The sequence below is a fragment of the Eggerthia catenaformis OT 569 = DSM 20559 genome, from assembly GCF_000340375.1.
Classification (GTDB): Bacteria; Bacillota_I; Bacilli_A; order Erysipelotrichales; family Coprobacillaceae; genus Eggerthia; species Eggerthia catenaformis.
This window is the reverse complement of record NZ_KB446647.1, coordinates 448,407-464,952: the sequence shown is the minus strand read 5'-3', so window position 1 is coordinate 464,952 and position 16,546 is coordinate 448,407. Positions and strand designations below refer to the sequence as shown.

The 16,546-nt window shown below is 31.7% G+C and carries 16 protein-coding genes; 13 read left to right on the top strand and 3 right to left on the bottom strand.

What is annotated here, in order from left to right; translation table 11 throughout:
* Positions 1-28: 28 nt before the first annotated feature.
* Positions 29-1,276, top strand: a complete 1,248-nt coding sequence (locus tag HMPREF9943_RS09680) for a D-alanyl-D-alanine carboxypeptidase family protein (RefSeq protein WP_004802559.1) — start codon at positions 29-31, stop codon at positions 1,274-1,276.
* Positions 1,277-1,280: 4 nt separating this feature from the next.
* On the opposite strand, the gene HMPREF9943_RS04780 is transcribed toward HMPREF9943_RS09680, so the two are convergent.
* Complete coding sequence (locus HMPREF9943_RS04780) at positions 1,281-1,469, bottom strand: hypothetical protein (protein ID WP_004802557.1); 189 nt, start codon at positions 1,467-1,469, stop codon at positions 1,281-1,283.
* A gap of 79 nt (positions 1,470-1,548) precedes the next feature.
* Between HMPREF9943_RS04780 and HMPREF9943_RS04775 the strand changes: the two genes are divergently transcribed.
* A complete protein-coding gene (locus tag HMPREF9943_RS04775; protein ID WP_004802555.1) occupies positions 1,549-2,004 on the top strand; it encodes a 2-thiouracil desulfurase family protein in 456 nt (151 codons plus the stop codon).
* Between the two features lie 94 nt (positions 2,005-2,098).
* The gene (locus tag HMPREF9943_RS04770; RefSeq protein ID WP_004802554.1) at positions 2,099-3,034 is read left to right on the top strand and encodes a type I phosphomannose isomerase catalytic subunit; all 936 of its coding nucleotides are present in this window, start codon (positions 2,099-2,101) and stop codon (positions 3,032-3,034) included.
* Positions 3,035-3,143: 109 nt separating this feature from the next.
* Here the strand turns inward: HMPREF9943_RS04770 and HMPREF9943_RS04765 are convergent, their stop codons facing one another.
* Together HMPREF9943_RS04765 and HMPREF9943_RS04760 are read right to left on the bottom strand one after the other, a co-directional pair.
* Complete coding sequence (locus HMPREF9943_RS04765; protein ID WP_004802552.1) at positions 3,144-3,818, bottom strand: MBL fold metallo-hydrolase; 675 nt, start codon at positions 3,816-3,818, stop codon at positions 3,144-3,146.
* 18 nt (positions 3,819-3,836) lie between these two features.
* On the bottom strand, positions 3,837-4,580 hold the full coding sequence (locus HMPREF9943_RS04760; protein ID WP_004802549.1) for a YebC/PmpR family DNA-binding transcriptional regulator: 744 nt from the start codon (positions 4,578-4,580) through the stop codon (positions 3,837-3,839).
* A gap of 110 nt (positions 4,581-4,690) precedes the next feature.
* Here HMPREF9943_RS04760 and HMPREF9943_RS04755 point away from each other — a divergent pair, with 110 nt between their 5' ends.
* From HMPREF9943_RS04755 to HMPREF9943_RS09675, 10 genes are all read left to right on the top strand, one after another.
* Positions 4,691-5,809, top strand: coding sequence for an aminoacetone oxidase family FAD-binding enzyme (locus tag HMPREF9943_RS04755; RefSeq protein WP_004802546.1), 1,119 nt, complete (start codon positions 4,691-4,693; stop codon positions 5,807-5,809).
* Positions 5,796-6,497: an ABC transporter ATP-binding protein gene (locus tag HMPREF9943_RS04750; RefSeq protein ID WP_004802544.1), complete on the top strand. Its 702-nt coding sequence runs from the start codon at positions 5,796-5,798 to the stop codon at positions 6,495-6,497. Before HMPREF9943_RS04755 ends, HMPREF9943_RS04750 begins: the two co-directional genes overlap by 14 nt.
* 1 nt (position 6,498) lies before the next feature.
* Positions 6,499-9,540, top strand: a complete 3,042-nt coding sequence (locus tag HMPREF9943_RS04745; protein WP_004802542.1) for an ABC transporter permease — start codon at positions 6,499-6,501, stop codon at positions 9,538-9,540.
* A gap of 173 nt (positions 9,541-9,713) precedes the next feature.
* Complete coding sequence (locus tag HMPREF9943_RS04740) at positions 9,714-10,868, top strand: ABC transporter substrate-binding protein (protein ID WP_004802540.1); 1,155 nt, start codon at positions 9,714-9,716, stop codon at positions 10,866-10,868.
* 52 nt (positions 10,869-10,920) lie between these two features.
* A complete protein-coding gene (locus tag HMPREF9943_RS04735; RefSeq protein WP_004802539.1) occupies positions 10,921-11,793 on the top strand; it encodes a branched-chain amino acid ABC transporter permease in 873 nt (290 codons plus the stop codon).
* A gap of 3 nt (positions 11,794-11,796) precedes the next feature.
* On the top strand, positions 11,797-12,741 hold the full coding sequence (locus HMPREF9943_RS04730; RefSeq protein WP_004802537.1) for a branched-chain amino acid ABC transporter permease: 945 nt from the start codon (positions 11,797-11,799) through the stop codon (positions 12,739-12,741).
* Positions 12,741-13,511, top strand: coding sequence for an ABC transporter ATP-binding protein (locus tag HMPREF9943_RS04725; RefSeq protein ID WP_004802535.1), 771 nt, complete (start codon positions 12,741-12,743; stop codon positions 13,509-13,511). The genes HMPREF9943_RS04730 and HMPREF9943_RS04725 overlap by 1 nt, the downstream gene beginning before the upstream one ends.
* A 9-nt stretch (positions 13,512-13,520) precedes the next feature.
* Positions 13,521-14,225 (top strand): ABC transporter ATP-binding protein, encoded by a 705-nt coding sequence (locus HMPREF9943_RS04720; protein WP_004802534.1) that lies wholly within the window; start codon positions 13,521-13,523, stop codon positions 14,223-14,225.
* A gap of 152 nt (positions 14,226-14,377) precedes the next feature.
* The gene (locus tag HMPREF9943_RS04715) at positions 14,378-16,003 is read left to right on the top strand and encodes a C40 family peptidase (protein ID WP_004802532.1); all 1,626 of its coding nucleotides are present in this window, start codon (positions 14,378-14,380) and stop codon (positions 16,001-16,003) included.
* A gap of 225 nt (positions 16,004-16,228) precedes the next feature.
* Entirely contained in the window at positions 16,229-16,453 is a 225-nt protein-coding gene (locus HMPREF9943_RS09675; protein ID WP_004802530.1) for a hypothetical protein, read from the top strand.
* Positions 16,454-16,546 lie beyond the last annotated feature (93 nt).

Here is a 16,546-nt window from a genome sequence, read left to right as displayed (position 1 = left end):
GTACCCTTTAAGATTTTGAGGAGTCAATATGAAAAAATTAATAATTATAGTGATGGCTGTATTTGTATTGTTTATGCAAATAAATCAAATATCAGCAAAAAATGAATATGAATTATATTCACAGACAGCTTTCTTTTATGATGCCTCATCCGGACAGGTTCTTTATGAGAAGAATGCTGATAAAAAAATGTATCCCGCTTCAATGACTAAAATTATGACAGCTTATGTTGCATTAGAAAAAATCACAGATTTAAATGCAAAAGTTAAAATCACTTATAAGGATACTGATAAGTGGTTTAAGGAGGGAGCCAGTGTAGCCGGTTTTATGCCTGGTGAATATGTTACTTATAGAGATTTGCTTTATGGGGCATTATTTCCTTCCGGTGCAGATGCTTGTTATGCTTTGGGAAGAACACTTTATGGCAGTGAAGAGGCATGTGTCAAAGAAATGAATAAAGTATGCAAGAAATTAGGAATGAAATTTACACATTTTATGAATACATCAGGGCTTCATCATCCTGAACATTATTCTACTTGTCGAGATATGGTGAAAATACTTGAAGAAGCTTATAAAAATAATAATTTCAAAACTATTTTTAATGGTAGAAAATATACTGCTTCCGGCAACAAGCTTATTTTTGCTTCTACTTTAAGAAAAAACAACTTATCATCGGGTGTTGACATTAAATATATTAATGGTGCAAAAAGTGGATATACACCGGAAGCCAAGCATTGTCTTGCAAGTGCTTATGAATATCAGGGTCATAAGCTGTTTGGGGTGACAGGAGGAGCCGGTGCCAATAATCTTGGCAAAGAAAGAAAAGTACGTGCTAGCCATATTATAGATGCAAATAATGTTTATAAGCATATAGTCTTAAATAAAAAGCTTATCCATTTATATGATAAGGGTGAAACTATAAATAATTATCGTGTTTTATTTTCTAAAGCTTCTAATTATAGATTAAAATCGATGAATGAAATATCTGTCTTTGTTGATAAAAGCGTTAGAGCAAATAATATTAAAGTGAAAATAAAAGGCAATCATACTTTAAAAGCTTCTATTTATGAAGGTACTTATTTAGGCAGAATATCAGTGTATGATGGCAGTAAAGAACAAGCTTATATTCCTATTTATATTAAACGCTCTTACCCATTTGATCAGTTTTCATTGATTATGTTTATTATAAAAATGACTGCACTTGTATTACTTATTATTATGTTATTAATAATTGGGATAAAAAAGAAAATGAAAAGAAAAAAGAAGGCTTCTCATTAGCCTTCTATTTTCTTTCATGTATACGATCAATAATATATCCAGTCAGTCTAAATAATATAATAACAAATACAACGATTAATAAATATAGTGCCCAATTATTAGTTATGGCTCCTATTACAATCAAGACTATGGAAATAATATAGGCGATTGTAGTAAGCAGATCCATATATTTATGTTCTTTTAATTCCTGCATTTTTTATCACCTCAATGATAGTATTATAGCATATTAACTTATTTATTCAATATGCTATAATACAAACAGGAGAGAGCATATGAGGATAGGAATAAGCAGTTGTCTTATAGGAATCTGTTGTACCTATAGAGGAGACAGCAATCAGACGGAATGGATTAAGAAATTATATGAAACATATGAATGTGTATTATTTTGTCCGGAAATAAAAGGAGGTCTTTCTATACCTAGAGATTCTTCAGAAATTATTTCATCTGACCCATTGGTTATCAAGACATGTCATGGAAAAAATATTACAGAGTCTTTTGTTCAAGGAGCAAAAAAAGAAATCAGTCGTGTTGATAATGATTATATTGACGTTTTTATTCTAAAGAAGAATTCACCAAGTTGTGGTTATGGACATATTTATGACGGCACTTTCTCACATACAATAGTTAATGGTGATGGAGTTTTTGCCGGTATGTTAAGAAAAAGAGAATATCCTGTTTTTTGTGAAGATGAGCAGGAAGAATTTGAAAAATGGTTTCATCAACAATGACTTTTTATCTGTTTTTATGAAAACAGTTTAGAAAGCTTATTATTTAGCTTTACAGTCTGATTTAATGGAATACAATAAGAGAAGGAGGTATATTATGGGACATATATTAAAGATGATACCGGTATTACAAGATAAAATTTGGGGTGGAACAAGATTAAGAGATGAATATGGTTATGATTTGCCTAGTGAAACAACAGGAGAAGCGTGGGTTATTTCTGCACATCCTAATGGGGATTGTCAAATCGCAAATGGTGAATATGCAGGTATGACTTTATCACAGCTTTATCAGAAACACCGTGAATTATTTGGGAATATCAAATCTGAGCAATTTCCTTTGTTAGTAAAGATCATTGATGCTTCAGAGGATTTAAGTGTTCAGGTTCATCCGGATGATGAATATGCTAAAAAATATGAGAACTCATTAGGTAAAACAGAATCTTGGTATGTATTGGGAACTAAAGGCAAGACTAAAATGGTTATGGGTCATCATGCTCGTACTAAAGAAGAATTTATTAGTGCTGTTGAAAATGATGATTATGATCATTTATTAAATGTTATTAATATCAATAAAGGAGATTTTTTTTACATTCCTTCGGGAACACTTCATGCTATTTGCAGCGGATCATTAATTTATGAAGCACAGCAGTCCAGTGATATTACTTATCGTGTTTATGATTATCATCGTAAAGATAAAGAAGGAAATGAAAGAGAGCTTCATATTAAACAATCAATTGATGTTGCAAAGGTACCGGCTGATCTAGAACAAAATAAACTATTTATGAATAGTAAGCTGGATAATGGCAATGTAACACAATATCTTAAATGCAAATTTCTAAGTGTTTATAAATATCGTATTGGAGGAGAGTGTACTATACAACATGATCAGCCATTTTCACTTCTAACAGTTATTGAAGGAGAAGGTTCCTTAAATGGAGAATTTGTCAGTAAAGGAGATAATTTTGTTATCTGTAATGATATAGAAACCATTTGTTTTGATGGTACTATGGATGTTATGGTTACAACATTATAATTCAGATAAAAACAATTCATGTTAATATTAATATATGGATGATTATAGAAAAGCATATGCTATAGGATGCATATGCTTTGAATATATTCTTATGGGAATATATTATTATTCATGATTCAAATAAGTGTTGGTTGAAATAATTATGATCAGGATAGAGAAGAGAAGCATGATAAGGATTATCAAGTTTCTCTTTTTTTAATTTCGAAGAAATAGTATAATTTTCAAAATAATGAATAGGAAAAATATAATGTGACTGTACAGTTTTTAGAAATTCTTGTAGACCTTCAAACATTGTATCTTCTAAACGATCATCTACTACCACAAAACTAATATCATATCGGTGTTTGCTAATACGTTTTAATTCTTGTGTATATATTGTTTTTTGCTTATTTAAAAAATCTTTAGGTTCACCAATCCAATGCCAATTATGAAGATCACCGGCAAAATAAATTTCTTTGTCTTCAGTATTAACTCTAAAGGCAACGCCAAGATCGGTAGATAAATATGTTTCAATAATAAGATCATCTATTGTATAGATTTGATGAGGGGAAACTTGATATGCTTTGACTGATGTTTGGATATCATCACTTAATATATAAATTTTATGGGGATGATTAAGAAAGAATATTTTATTAGAATAATGATCTTGATGAGAATGACTAGCAAAGATATATAATGGCTTGTTTTTATTAAGATTTATTTCACCATCATAATAGTCGAAGAGAAGCTGATGATTATTCATTTCTATTAAAACGGCAGAATGTTTGATTAATGTGATTTTCATAAATAAAAAAGAAGAAGATTATTCTTCTTCTCCTCCATCATCATAATTAGAAACATTATGATAAATCTGATCTACATCTTCACATTCATTAAGAAGATTCATAAGTCTTTCAAATAAAACCATATCTTCATCATTTAATTCAACAAGTTCAGTAGGTGTTGTCTGAATTTCATCTATATCAAAATCAACATCATTAAATATTGACTGAATAGCTGTCTTAATCGCATTATAATCTGTAGGTTCACCTGTTATTTTGATACTTCCATCAGTTAATGTCTGAATATCTTTAGCATCTACATTTCCCTCAATTAAAGCATCTAAAACAGCTTCTTCATCTAAACCTTTAAACTGAATCACTGATTCTACATTATATAGATAAGAAACAGAACCTTCTGCACCTAATTTAGACTTAGCTTTTGTGAATGCCGGTCTAACCTGAGAAATAGTTCTATTAATATTATCAGTTAAGCATTTAACGATAACAGTAGAACCGTTAGGACCAAATCCTTCAAACTGAACTTCTTCGTAATCTTCACCAGTTCCACTTTTTACTTTATCTAAAGCATTCTTAATAACATGATTTGGAACCTGATCCTTCTTAGCTTTATTTATAATTGATCTTAAGCTGAGGTTGGCATCCGGTTCAGGGCCACCTGCTTTAGCTGCCATATATATTTCTTTACCATAATAAGAATATAATTTTGTTTTCTTAGCAGCAGTTGCAGCCATTGCCGCTTTTCTGACTTCATGAGCTCTACCCATTGCTTTTCCTCCTTATTGTTTATACAAAATCACTTAACAATTATATACATTTCCTCATTTATTTTCAATAAAAAATGGAAAATACTCTTTAAATACATTAAAATAGAAGTATGAAGAAAATTATTATCATTGGTGCAGGGGCATCGGGTGTGATGTGTGCCATCAAAATCAAGCAGAAAAATCCCCAAAGCGAAATCTTAATTTTAGAAGCTAATAAAGAACCTTTAAAAAAATTAAGTGCTACCGGTAATGGAAGATGTAATCTTTCTCATAAAGATATCAAAATCTCTCATTATGACGGATATCTTCCTTCTTATGTTAAAGAACTTATTTTAAGCTATGATATCCAAGAAGAATTTAAACAGCTGGGTCTTTATACAAAATATTTAGGCAATCTTCTTTATCCTATGAGTGAACAGGCATTATCAGTTAAAAAAGTTTTGTTAGAAAACTGCCGAAATTTGAATATTCCCATTATATGTAATACCGAAGTTACGCAAATTCAATATCAAGATTCATATCTTATTAAAACATTAAAGAAAACATATGATGCAGATTGTCTTGTTGTTTCGATGGGAACGCCGGCAGGAAAGCTATCAGGGATGTATTCACGTAAAGATATTTTATCTTCTTTACAAATTCCTTTTTATGATTTCATACCTTCATTAACTCAGATGGAACTTGTTCATCCATTGCCTTTAAAAGGTATACGAATAAAGGGATTATTTACTCTTAACAATCATCAAGAGAAAGGTGAACTTTTATTTACTGATTATGGAGTAAGCGGGATTGCGATTATGCAGCTTTCCAGGTTTTTTAAGAAAGATTCTATTCTCCATATAGATATGCTGCCGGATATGAGTATAGAGGAAGTGGCTCACGCTTTAGCTTTAAGCACCTTAGATATTGAAGAAGAAGGGTTTGTTCATCCAAGACTTGCTTCTTATCTTCATAATCTTCCGGGAAATAAGGCGGAGCATTTAAAAAATCTGGTTCTCCCCGTATGCTCTATTCGGGGAATTCCATTTGCACAAGTATGCAAAGGAGGAATAGATATCAGATCTCTTGATCAAAATTTTCAATCAAGAAAATATCCATATCTGTTTTTTACCGGTGAAATACTTAATATTACCGGTGATTGCGGAGGATATAATCTTCATTTTGCATTTGCGAGTGCCAGCCAGGCTGCACAAGGAATAGAAAGGATAGATAAAGATGACTCTTATTGAATTTGAAGATGTTAAAAAAATTTATCATATGGGTGATAATCTTATTAAAGCTAATGATGGTGTTACTTTCAGTTGTGAAAAAGGTGAGTTTGTAATTATTGTTGGAGCAAGTGGTGCCGGTAAGACAACAGTTCTGAATCTTTTAGGAGGAATGGATACACCTACTTCCGGAACTATCTTGGTTGATGGAGAAAATATTGCTCATTTTAACGAATTGCAGTTGACTAATTATCGTCGAGATGATATTGGCTTTGTTTTTCAGTTTTATAATCTTGTTAATAATTTGACGGCGATAGAAAATGTAGAGTTGGCTACCCAGATATGTAAAGAACCATTAGACCCTGCAATTATCCTTGATAGAGTAGGATTAAGTGAGCGTAAAGATAACTTTCCATCTCAGCTTTCAGGAGGTGAACAGCAAAGAGTTGCGATTGCCAGAGCTATCGCAAAAAATCCAAAGTTGCTACTTTGTGATGAACCAACCGGGGCATTAGATTATCAGACTGGGAAAGCTATATTAAAGCTTTTAAGAGATATGTGTGATAAATATCATATGACAATTATAGTTATTACACATAATATGGCATTATCACCAATGGCTGATAAAGTTATTCATTTGAAGAATGGAAAAGTAAGAAAAATAGAAATTAATAAAAATCCAGAAAGTATTGAAAATATAGAGTGGTAATATGAAAAAAGTTTTTTATAAAAATATTCGTTTAAATATTCTCCATACTAAAGGACGCTTTATTTCTATTTTTCTAATTATCATACTGGGAACAGCGATGTTCTCCGGTTTACGCAATACACCATCTTCCATGTCTGCAACTATAAATCAGTATCTTAAAGATAATCACTATGCTCATTTGACGTACCTATCTTCACTAGGATTTACTCAGGAAGATATTGATTTGGTAAAAAATACAAAGGGTATTGATCAGGTAAGCATAGGCTATCAGTTTGATGCTCAGTTTAATAGTAAAGGAGCTAAAAAAGGCATTACAGTTTATAGCAGTGAATCTTACCATAATAAGATGCTTAATAGACCTGTACTGCATAAGGGAAGATATCCGTCATCTGAAAATGAATGTTTGATTGATGAGAATATTCGAAATGATGAATATGATCTTAATAAGAAGATAACTTTGACAAATGATTATGGTAGTCGTACTTATAAGATTGTTGGTATTATTGAAGATGTCAGATATATCAGTTCCATTGATAGAGGAACAAATAGACTTGGTGATGGAACAAATCAAGGATATATTCAGATATTAAACAAAGATGCATTATCTCTTGCTTTGCCTTCTGATATTTATACTTTAAGGAAGGTTAAGACGCTGTATACAGCTATTAATGTAACTGTAAAAAATGGCTTTTCATATGATGTTTTTAGTAATCAGTATAAAGAGTATATAGATGTAGTTAATGGAAGAATTAAAAGTGTTTTAACCCAGAAAATGAATGATGTATATGATAGTCTTACTTCTTCTTATAAACAAAAACTCAAACAGGCACAGAATCAGTATAAAAGCGGATTAAATGATTATAATAATAAGTATAAAGATTTTAAGAGTCAGTTTGCTTTAGCTAAAACTAAACTAATAAATGCTAAATTAAAGCTTACAAAAGAAAAAAAGAAATATTATGAGAATCTTAGCAAATTGAATAAGGCTAAAAATCAGTATACCAGTCAGTTGAAAGAATTAGGAGAATCAATTAAACAGTTAAAAAGAAGGCTTGAAGATTTAAGAAGACAGAATAATGAAGAAGATGTAAAAAAACTTCAGGAGCAAATAAAAGAAATAACTAATCAGTTAGAAAAAACAGAACAGTTTATTGATGGAGCAGAGATTCTTGCTGATAATGAGAATAAAATAAAAGAAGCAAAAATGAAGCTTGATCAGGCAGAATTAGAGTTATCAGAGCAGGAAAATAAACTGACTTTAAAAGAAATTGAAACAGAGAAAGCATTTAATCAGTCTAAAGAGATATTAGACAGTTCACAAGAGAAGATAGAACAGGCAAGAGAAGAAATAAACAAAATTCCTAAAGGAAAGCTTTATAGTTTAAGTCTTAGTGAAAATGCAGGATTATTTAGCTATGACAGTAACATAGATGCAATAAGCTCCATTGCTGATATATTTCCGCTGATTTTCTTTTTAGTAGCAGCTCTTGTCTCCCTAACAACAATGACTCGTATGGTAGAGGAACAAAGAGGACAGGCCGGTATTTTAAGAGCTTTAGGTTATCAAAAAAGAGATATCCTTAATCAGTATATTATCTATGTTTTATTGGCAACATTGCCTGCCGGCATTATAGGTATATTATTTGGCAATCAGTTTTTTCCTCGCATTATTGTCTATCTTTATAATATTATGATGTATAGAATTAAAGCAGAAACAATTCTGGTTCAATCACCATATGTTTTGCTTATTTCAGTTTTTATTTCAGTTTTTATAACTTTAGGTGTAACTCTTATCGTTTGTATTAATGAGTTATATGAAATGCCATCTGTTTTAATGAGACCAAAATCTCCTAAGCCGGGACAAAGAATTCTCCTTGAAAGAATGACTTTTATTTGGAAAAAAATGTCATTTAATCAGAAAGTTACACTAAGAAACCTTTTCAGATATAAAGCACGCTTTTTTATGAGCATTATAGGGATTGCCGGCTGTACCGGACTAATTATGACAGGATTTGGAATTAAGAATTCGGTAACTAAGATTATTCCTTTACAGTATAATCATATATTGAAATATGATGGAATTATGCATTTAGAAAAAAATTATAATTACCGAGAGAGTGAAGAGCTGAAAGCAGAAATGAAAAAGCTTTTAGACATCTCTTCAGTAACATTAATGTCTAACTCTGGTATCCAGATTAGAGAAAATAATAAGAATCTTTACGCTTCTTTATCTGTTTATACCAATGCTGATGAGGTTACTTCATTTATCGCTTTTGAGAATTATAAGACTTCAAAACCAATAACAGTAAATCAGGAAGGAGTTGTAATTTCCCAGAAAACAGCTGAACTTTTAAAAGTAAAGAAAGGAGAAAGCATTCATCTGATTATTAATGATGAAAATATAGAAGTTAAAGTTACGGATATTTTTAAAAATTATTATATTCATTATGTTTATATGGATAAGAATCTTTATGAATCATTGACAGGATTAAAATTTAAAGCTAATACAGGCTATTTAAAACTCAGCAGTGAGAAGAAATCAGCTAAAAATACCATATCACGTTATTTACAGACAAAGCAGATAGGCAGTATAGAATATCTTTCTCACTCTTCTGATGAACTTACTAAGAGGATGCAGTCTTTAAATGTGATTGTATTTATTCTGATTGCTTTTGCAGCTGTATTATGTTTTATTGTACTTTATAATCTGACTCATATTAATATTGGAGAAAGAAAATCAGAAATAGCTACTATAAAAGTTTTAGGATTTAGAAAAAAAGAATATTATGATTATATTTTTAGGGAAAATATTATTTTATCTTTTTTTGGTACATTGTTAGGATTCATTATTGGTATTATGCTTCATCGCTTCATTATTTTATCGGTAGAATTTGATGCAACGCTTTTTATAAGAGATATACCTTATACCATTTACCTGATCAGCTTTCTAATTACAATAGGTTTTACATATATTATTAATCTTATTATGAGACCATTATTAGAAAAAATAGATATGGTTGAATCATTAAAAAGTATCGAATAAGGGCTATATTAGCCCTTTTTTATTTAAAAAACATAAAAAGTTAGAAATATCATAAATTCAAATATACAATTTATGTAAATGATAAAAAAACTAAAAAAATATATTGACTTAAAAAATTTTCTCGGTATAATAAACTCTATAAATTTTATAAATGAAATGGGGGGAAACAAATTATGAAATTTAAAAAGATGGTGGTAGCAGTGATGTCTGCTGCAATGCTCGCAGGATGTGGCAATGCATCAACAAATTCAGGAACCGGTGATATCAAGGCACCTAAATTTGGCTTTATTGGTCCTTTAACAGGAGATGCGTCTCAGTATGGAACTGCTGTTAAGAATGCATTAGAACTTGCGGTTAAGAAATACAATAAGGAAAATGGTACGAAAATTACTATTAAAGCTTATGATGATAAAGCTGATGCTACAGAAGCAGTTAATGCCTACAATAAACTTGTGGATGATGATAAAGTAACTGCTGTCTTATCTCCGGTTACAACTGCTTCAGGTATTGCAGTTGCGAATGCGGCAAAGAGTAAAGGAACACCAATTCTTTCACCTTCTTGTTCAGGAGATAGTGTTACTTTAGATGCAAATACAAAAAAAGTATTAAGTAATGTATTTAGAATTTGTACTAATGATTCTTATGCAGGAACTTATCTTGCTCAGCTTTGTGCAAGTAAATTTAAATATAGTAAGGTTGCAATTCTTTATAATAAAGAATTAGATTACTCAGTAGGATTACAGTCAGCATTTGTTAAAGAAGCAAAAAAGCAGAATGTTAATGTTGTTTATAACGAAGCCTATACTGCAAATACTAAAGATTTCTCAACTTATATTTCAAAAATCAAGCAATCTGGTGCTGATTCTGTTTATTTACCAGATTACTATGAATCAGTTGTATCTATTACAAAACAGTTAAGAGATTCAGGTGTTAATCTTCCATTATTTGGCGGTGATGGATGGGACGGTATCCTAGGTGTTAAGAATGTTAATGCTAAAAATTTTGAAAATACTTATTATGTATCAGGATTCAATAAGGATGCTGCTAGCGGACCGGCAAAGACATTTGTTGATGAATATAAGAAAGAATATGGAAGTGTACCTAATATGTTTGCTGCAATGGAGTATGATGCTGTAACAGTCATGATGAAAGCAATTAATAATGCTAAATCAACTGATGCTAAGAAAATCTGTGAAGCATTAGAAAAGATTACTATATCTGATAGTGAAGCAGCCTGTGGCGGATTTAAATATGATGCTAATCATAATCCACAGAAACAGATGTCAATTGTAACAGTTAAAAGTGGGAAATATATAACTGTACAGTAAAATTTATAGGGAGAGAAAAGCTCTCCCTTATTTTTTTAAAGGGGTGTAATTTATGGATTTTATTAATCAGATTATTAATGGACTATCCACAGGAAGTATGTATGCATTAGTTGCTGTTGGATATACAATGGTCTATGGAATTGGTAAAATGATTAACTTTGCTCATGGTGAGATCATTATGGCAAGTGCTTATTTTGCTTTAATTTCTATGCATGCCGGAATGCCTCCGTTTATTGCTTTGCTGATTTCTGTTATTTTAACAGCCTGTCTTGGCATACTTACTGAGAAGATTGCTTATAAGCCATTACGTGGGAAAGGCTCATTGGAAGTACTGATTACAGCAATAGGTGTTTCTTATTTGCTTCAGAATATTTTTTATATGATTTTTACATCTTCAGGTAAGACTTTCCCTGAAATCATGCCTAAAGGCACATTAACTTTTGGCGGCTTATCTGTTACATATATTACTTTAATTACTCTTGCTGTTACAGCTGTCTGTACAATTTTATTGCTATTGTTTATTAATAAAACAAAAATGGGTAAAGCAATGAGAGCAGTATCAGAGGATCAGGGAGCAGCAGCTTTAATGGGGATTAATGTGTCAACAACTATTTCAACAGCATTTGCAATTGGTTCAGGATTAGGAGCTATTGCCGGTGTTATTTATGGATGTAAGTTTTCTCTTATCAATCCATATATTGGTGCAATGCTTGGTATTAAAGCATTCATTGCTGCTGTTTTAGGAGGTATAGGAAGTATTCAAGGAGCAATGATAGGCGGTTTGATGATAGGTGTTGCTGAATCATTGACTATCTCATATATCTCATCTGATTTTGCTGATGCAGTTGTATTTGGCATCCTTATTATTATTCTACTTGTTAAGCCAGCCGGTTTATTTGGCAACAATGTAAGAGAGAAGGTGTAGTTCATGAAAAAGAAAATACTGAAACAATTAATTATTGCCGTTATTTCTGCTTTAGGATTATATCTTGTCTTAATGATTGGCTTATCTACAGGTATTATTAATAGTTTTTGGAGTGGTATTATTACTGTCTGCGGCATTAATGTTATTTTAGCTGTTTCATTAAATCTTGCAACAGGATATTTGGGACAGCTGACATTAGGTCATGCCGGTTTTATGGCAGTAGGAGCATATGTAAGTGCATTGCTTTCTATTTACTTGCAGTTGCCATTTATTGTAACTGTTATTATTGGTTCATTAGCTGCTGCTTTAATTGGTTTATTGGTAGGTATTCCAACTTTGCGATTAAAAGGGGATTATCTTTGTATTATTACATTGGCTTTTAACGAAATTATTCGTGTTATTATCGTAAATTTGGATATTACTAATGGAGCTAAAGGATTAATTGGAATACCTGTTGAAACAACTTTTACTTCTATATATTTTGTTTGTGCATTAACTATATTTATAGTATATTCAATTGTTCATTCAAGGCAAGGACGTGCTATTATTTCTGTAAGAGAAGATGATACTGCTTCTGAATTATCAGGAATTAATATTACTTATTATAAAATTTTAGCTTTTGTAATCAGTGCATTTTTTGCCGGTGCAGCCGGTGCATTATATTCTCATTATATAGGTATTCTTGTTCCCAGATATTTTGACTACAATAAGTCTGTAGAAGTTCTTGTTATGGTTGTATTAGGCGGTATGGGTAATCTTACAGGATCAATTATTGCTGCTTTAGCACTTACAATAGTTCCTTCTTTATTAATAAGTGTTTCACAATATCGTATGCTGATTTATGCTATCGTTTTGATTGCTGCAATGCTATTGAAGCATAGTGATGCCGGTATTGCATTTAAAGAAAAGTTCAATACAATTTTGAATCGTAAGGAGGAGAAAGCGTAATGAAGAGAAAATTATTGAAAGCTGAAGGCTTAGGCATTCAGTTTGGCGGCTTGAAGGCAGTTGATGAGTTTAATTTTGAAATTGATAATAATCAGCTTTATGGTCTCATTGGTCCAAATGGGGCAGGCAAAACAACTATTTTTAACTTGTTAACAGGTGTATATAAGCCAACTAGCGGACAAATTTATCTTGATGGAAAATCTATTAATGCAAAATCACCAACTCAGCGTACACAGATGGGGATTGCTCGAACATTTCAGAATATTCGATTGTTTAAGGATATGAGTGTTATTGATAATGTAAAGGTGGGGCTACATCATTCTCATCAGTATTCATTATTATCTGCAATTCTTCATATGCCATCTTATTTTCGTGGGGAAAGTGCAATGGATGAAGAAGCTAGAAGCCTTTTAAGAGTCTTTGATTTAGAAGAATATGCAGAAACAAAAGCTGCCAATCTTCCTTATGGTAAACAAAGACAGCTTGAGATTGCCCGTGCACTGGCAACCTCACCAAGACTTCTTCTTCTTGATGAGCCGGCAGCCGGTATGAATCCTACTGAAACAGAGGAACTGATGAAAACGATTAAAACAGTTAGAGAAAAGTTTTCTGTAGCTATTCTTTTGATTGAACATGATATGAAACTGGTTATGGGAATCTGTGAGAAAATATGTGTCTTAAACTTTGGAACAGTACTTGCTTTTGGATCACCAAATGAAATAAAAAATAATCCAGATGTTATTGCTGCATATTTAGGCAATGATGAGTAGGAGGTAAGCATGTTATTAAGTGTAAAAAATTTAAAAGTTCATTATGGAGTTATTAATGCGATTAAAGATATTTCATTTGATGTAGAAGAAGGAGAAATCGTCGCATTAATAGGAGCTAATGGGGCAGGTAAAACATCCACTCTCCATGCTATTTCCAGTCTTTTAACTTCTAAAGAAGGAGAAATCATTTTTGATGGACAGGAAATATCTCATATGCAACCTCATAAGATAGTTGGTCTTCATCTGACTCAGGTTCCTGAGGGAAGAAGAGTTTTTGCTCAGCTAAGTGTTAAGGATAATCTTGAAATGGGAGCATTTTTAAGAAATGATAATAAGGTTCAATCAGATATGCATCGTATGTATGAATTGTTTCCACGTTTAGCAGAACGTAAACATCAGCTGGCCGGAACACTTTCAGGAGGGGAACAGCAGATGCTGGCAATGGCGCGTGCTTTAATGAATAAACCTAAGCTATTGCTTTTAGATGAACCTTCAATGGGTCTTTCACCTATTTTGGTCAATGAAATCTTTGATATTATTAAAACAATTAATAAAGAAGAAGGTGTTACGGTTCTTCTTGTTGAACAGAATGCTTCTAAAGCTTTATCAATCGCAAATAAGGCATATGTTCTGGAAACAGGGAAAATAACTATTGGTGGTAATGCTAAGGAAGTTGCAAACAATCCAAAAGTAAGAGAAGCTTACTTGGGATAATCACTTTTTAATAAAATCTTAAATATTTCTTAACTAAAAAGTATTGATATATTCAATACTTTTTTAATTTCTTAAGAAAATCTTAAGAAAATTATAGACAAATAGAAGATAATGAGTATAATAGGTTTTGTAGTTTTAGAAAGGAGACAGTGATGGATAGACAGAAAACAGAAAAGATGCTCGAGCTATTGCAAGATCAGGTCTTGAGTAGAAAAGCAATGTTTATTCCGCTTTTTTGTATCTCGGCTTTCGGTTTAGTTGGTTATGCGGCTGCTGACCGTCAGGCTCCAGTCATTAAATCAGATAAAATCCGAGTTCTCTATGGTACAGAGTTAACAGCCAAGAACTTTGATATTACTGATAACAGACAAGATGCAAGTTCATTAGATGTCAAAATTGATAAAAGTACTTTTAATAAAAATCAATTAGGAACTTATAATGTTAAGGTAACTGCTAAAGATGCCTTCAATAATGAATCTGAGAAAACAGTGGAAGTTAGCGTTGTAGATACAGCAGCACCCGTCATTAGTGCAAAGAACAGTGAAGGCTATGCTGTTAACGTTAATCTTAATGGCAGCAGTGATATAAAGACTTATATCAAGGCAGTCGATAATGTTGATGGTGATGTTTCTGAATTTATGGAAACAGATAGGACATTAGATACAAGCAAGAAAGGTGTTCAGGCTATTGTTGTAACAGCCTCTGATGAAGCCGGGAATAAATCTTCTAAGAAGTTTTATTTCAATGTTTCTGATATTGCAGCACCAAAGATTACCTTAAAATCAGGAAATAAAGTAACAGTTAATTATGGATCTTCATTTGATATTAATGATTATGTAAAGGTATCTGATAATACTGATCATTTCACTTTAAATGTTGATGGTGATGTTAATACTAAAAAGGAAGATGAATATAAGCTGAATATTACTGCTACTGATAATTCCGGTAATAAGACTCAAGAAACTTTAACAGTAGAAGTTAAAGATATTGAAGCTCCACAGCTGAAGTTGAGTGCTTCAGAAACTAAGGTGTTCAAGGGTCGCAGTTTTGATGCTTACAGCTATATTAAATCTTCTTATGACAATAAAGATGGAAATCTTGTCAGCAAGGTTGAACCAAAGGGCAGTGTAAATACAAATAAGTTAGGATATTATACTGTTAAATATACTGTTGAGGATAGTGCAGGCAATAAGTCTGATAAATCTTTAAAAGTTAAGGTTTATCAGAAAGAGACAAGCAGCTCTTCAACTAGAACTGAAAAAGTAAGAAAGAGCAAAAATGGTCAGACTTATACTGAAACACAGAGAATTACAACTACAGTGACTACTGATGAATTAGGAAGAACAAGAACATCAACTTCAACAAAAGTTATGAGTTCGACTTATAGAGAAAGTTCATATTCTAGTGGTGGTAATAGCGGCTTAGCTTCAACTGCTTACGGAAGAGTTGGAAGTCGTTATGTACATGGCGGAAGCGGACCTTCTAAGTTTGATTGTTCCGGCTTAGCACAGTATGTATATAGAAAAAATGGTAAATCAATTCCAAGAACGGCTGCTGCTCAGTATGCATCAAGTCATAAAGTATCTTATTCTTCGTTAAGAGCTGGAGATTTAGTATTCTTTAGAGGGACAACCGGTCGTGGCGGGATTACTCATGTAGCTATTTATGTAGGTAATGGTAAGATTGTTCATGCCGGTACTGAATCAACTGGTGTAACAGTTTCTAAGCTTTCATCAAGCTATTATCAGAAACACTATGCCGGTGCCGGAAGATATTAAAAAACCTGTCAAATGACAGGTTTTTTTGTACTTATTTTTTTAGTGAGATAGTATATAAATAACATAGGAGAAATTTTTATAAGTTATGATTTAATGGTGTTTGATAAAACTGTACTACAAACTAAAGAGGGATTTATGAAATGGTATAGGCAGCAAATTCAATGGAATGATGACCATGATTATAATCGTTTATCTGTTATGTCCAGAACATAGCAGAAACTATTTATGGAGACTAAGGATGTTTTTCTTCCAATGAAAAGTGAATATGTTCCTGATTATGATGAAAATTATGATCATTATATTTCTGATTATTCTATCGGTCGTTATTTTATTTATATTACTTTTGCATGGTCAAGAGAACAAGAGGCTTATCAGAAGCTGTGTAGTTTATCTTTAAGGTATCATCTGGAATTTACTGATAAGGTTCTTTTTATCAAGGATAAGAAATAAATAGGATTTGTATATTCTTGCCTTTTATTATTCTTTTGTCTTTATTAGACAAAGCTTTAAAACAAAAATATATGAAAGGTTTTATATTAAAGA

What these genes read in the sequence shown, in the direction of transcription:
- HMPREF9943_RS09680 (WP_004802559.1), top strand. Translation starts at nt 29, where the DNA reads ATGAAAAAATTAATAATTATAGTGATGGCTGTATTTGTATTGTTTATG.
- HMPREF9943_RS04780 (WP_004802557.1), bottom strand. Translation starts at nt 1,469, where the DNA reads ATGCAGGAATTAAAAGAACATAAATATATGGATCTGCTTACTACAATC.
- HMPREF9943_RS04775 (WP_004802555.1), top strand. Translation starts at nt 1,549, where the DNA reads ATGAGGATAGGAATAAGCAGTTGTCTTATAGGAATCTGTTGTACCTAT.
- HMPREF9943_RS04770 (WP_004802554.1), top strand. Translation starts at nt 2,099, where the DNA reads ATGGGACATATATTAAAGATGATACCGGTATTACAAGATAAAATTTGG.
- HMPREF9943_RS04765 (WP_004802552.1), bottom strand. Translation starts at nt 3,818, where the DNA reads ATGAAAATCACATTAATCAAACATTCTGCCGTTTTAATAGAAATGAAT.
- HMPREF9943_RS04760 (WP_004802549.1), bottom strand. Translation starts at nt 4,580, where the DNA reads ATGGGTAGAGCTCATGAAGTCAGAAAAGCGGCAATGGCTGCAACTGCT.
- HMPREF9943_RS04755 (WP_004802546.1), top strand. Translation starts at nt 4,691, where the DNA reads ATGAAGAAAATTATTATCATTGGTGCAGGGGCATCGGGTGTGATGTGT.
- HMPREF9943_RS04750 (WP_004802544.1), top strand. Translation starts at nt 5,796, where the DNA reads ATGACTCTTATTGAATTTGAAGATGTTAAAAAAATTTATCATATGGGT.
- HMPREF9943_RS04745 (WP_004802542.1), top strand. Translation starts at nt 6,499, where the DNA reads ATGAAAAAAGTTTTTTATAAAAATATTCGTTTAAATATTCTCCATACT.
- HMPREF9943_RS04740 (WP_004802540.1), top strand. Translation starts at nt 9,714, where the DNA reads ATGAAATTTAAAAAGATGGTGGTAGCAGTGATGTCTGCTGCAATGCTC.
- HMPREF9943_RS04735 (WP_004802539.1), top strand. Translation starts at nt 10,921, where the DNA reads ATGGATTTTATTAATCAGATTATTAATGGACTATCCACAGGAAGTATG.
- HMPREF9943_RS04730 (WP_004802537.1), top strand. Translation starts at nt 11,797, where the DNA reads ATGAAAAAGAAAATACTGAAACAATTAATTATTGCCGTTATTTCTGCT.
- HMPREF9943_RS04725 (WP_004802535.1), top strand. Translation starts at nt 12,741, where the DNA reads ATGAAGAGAAAATTATTGAAAGCTGAAGGCTTAGGCATTCAGTTTGGC.
- HMPREF9943_RS04720 (WP_004802534.1), top strand. Translation starts at nt 13,521, where the DNA reads ATGTTATTAAGTGTAAAAAATTTAAAAGTTCATTATGGAGTTATTAAT.
- HMPREF9943_RS04715 (WP_004802532.1), top strand. Translation starts at nt 14,378, where the DNA reads ATGGATAGACAGAAAACAGAAAAGATGCTCGAGCTATTGCAAGATCAG.
- HMPREF9943_RS09675 (WP_004802530.1), top strand. Translation starts at nt 16,229, where the DNA reads ATGGAGACTAAGGATGTTTTTCTTCCAATGAAAAGTGAATATGTTCCT.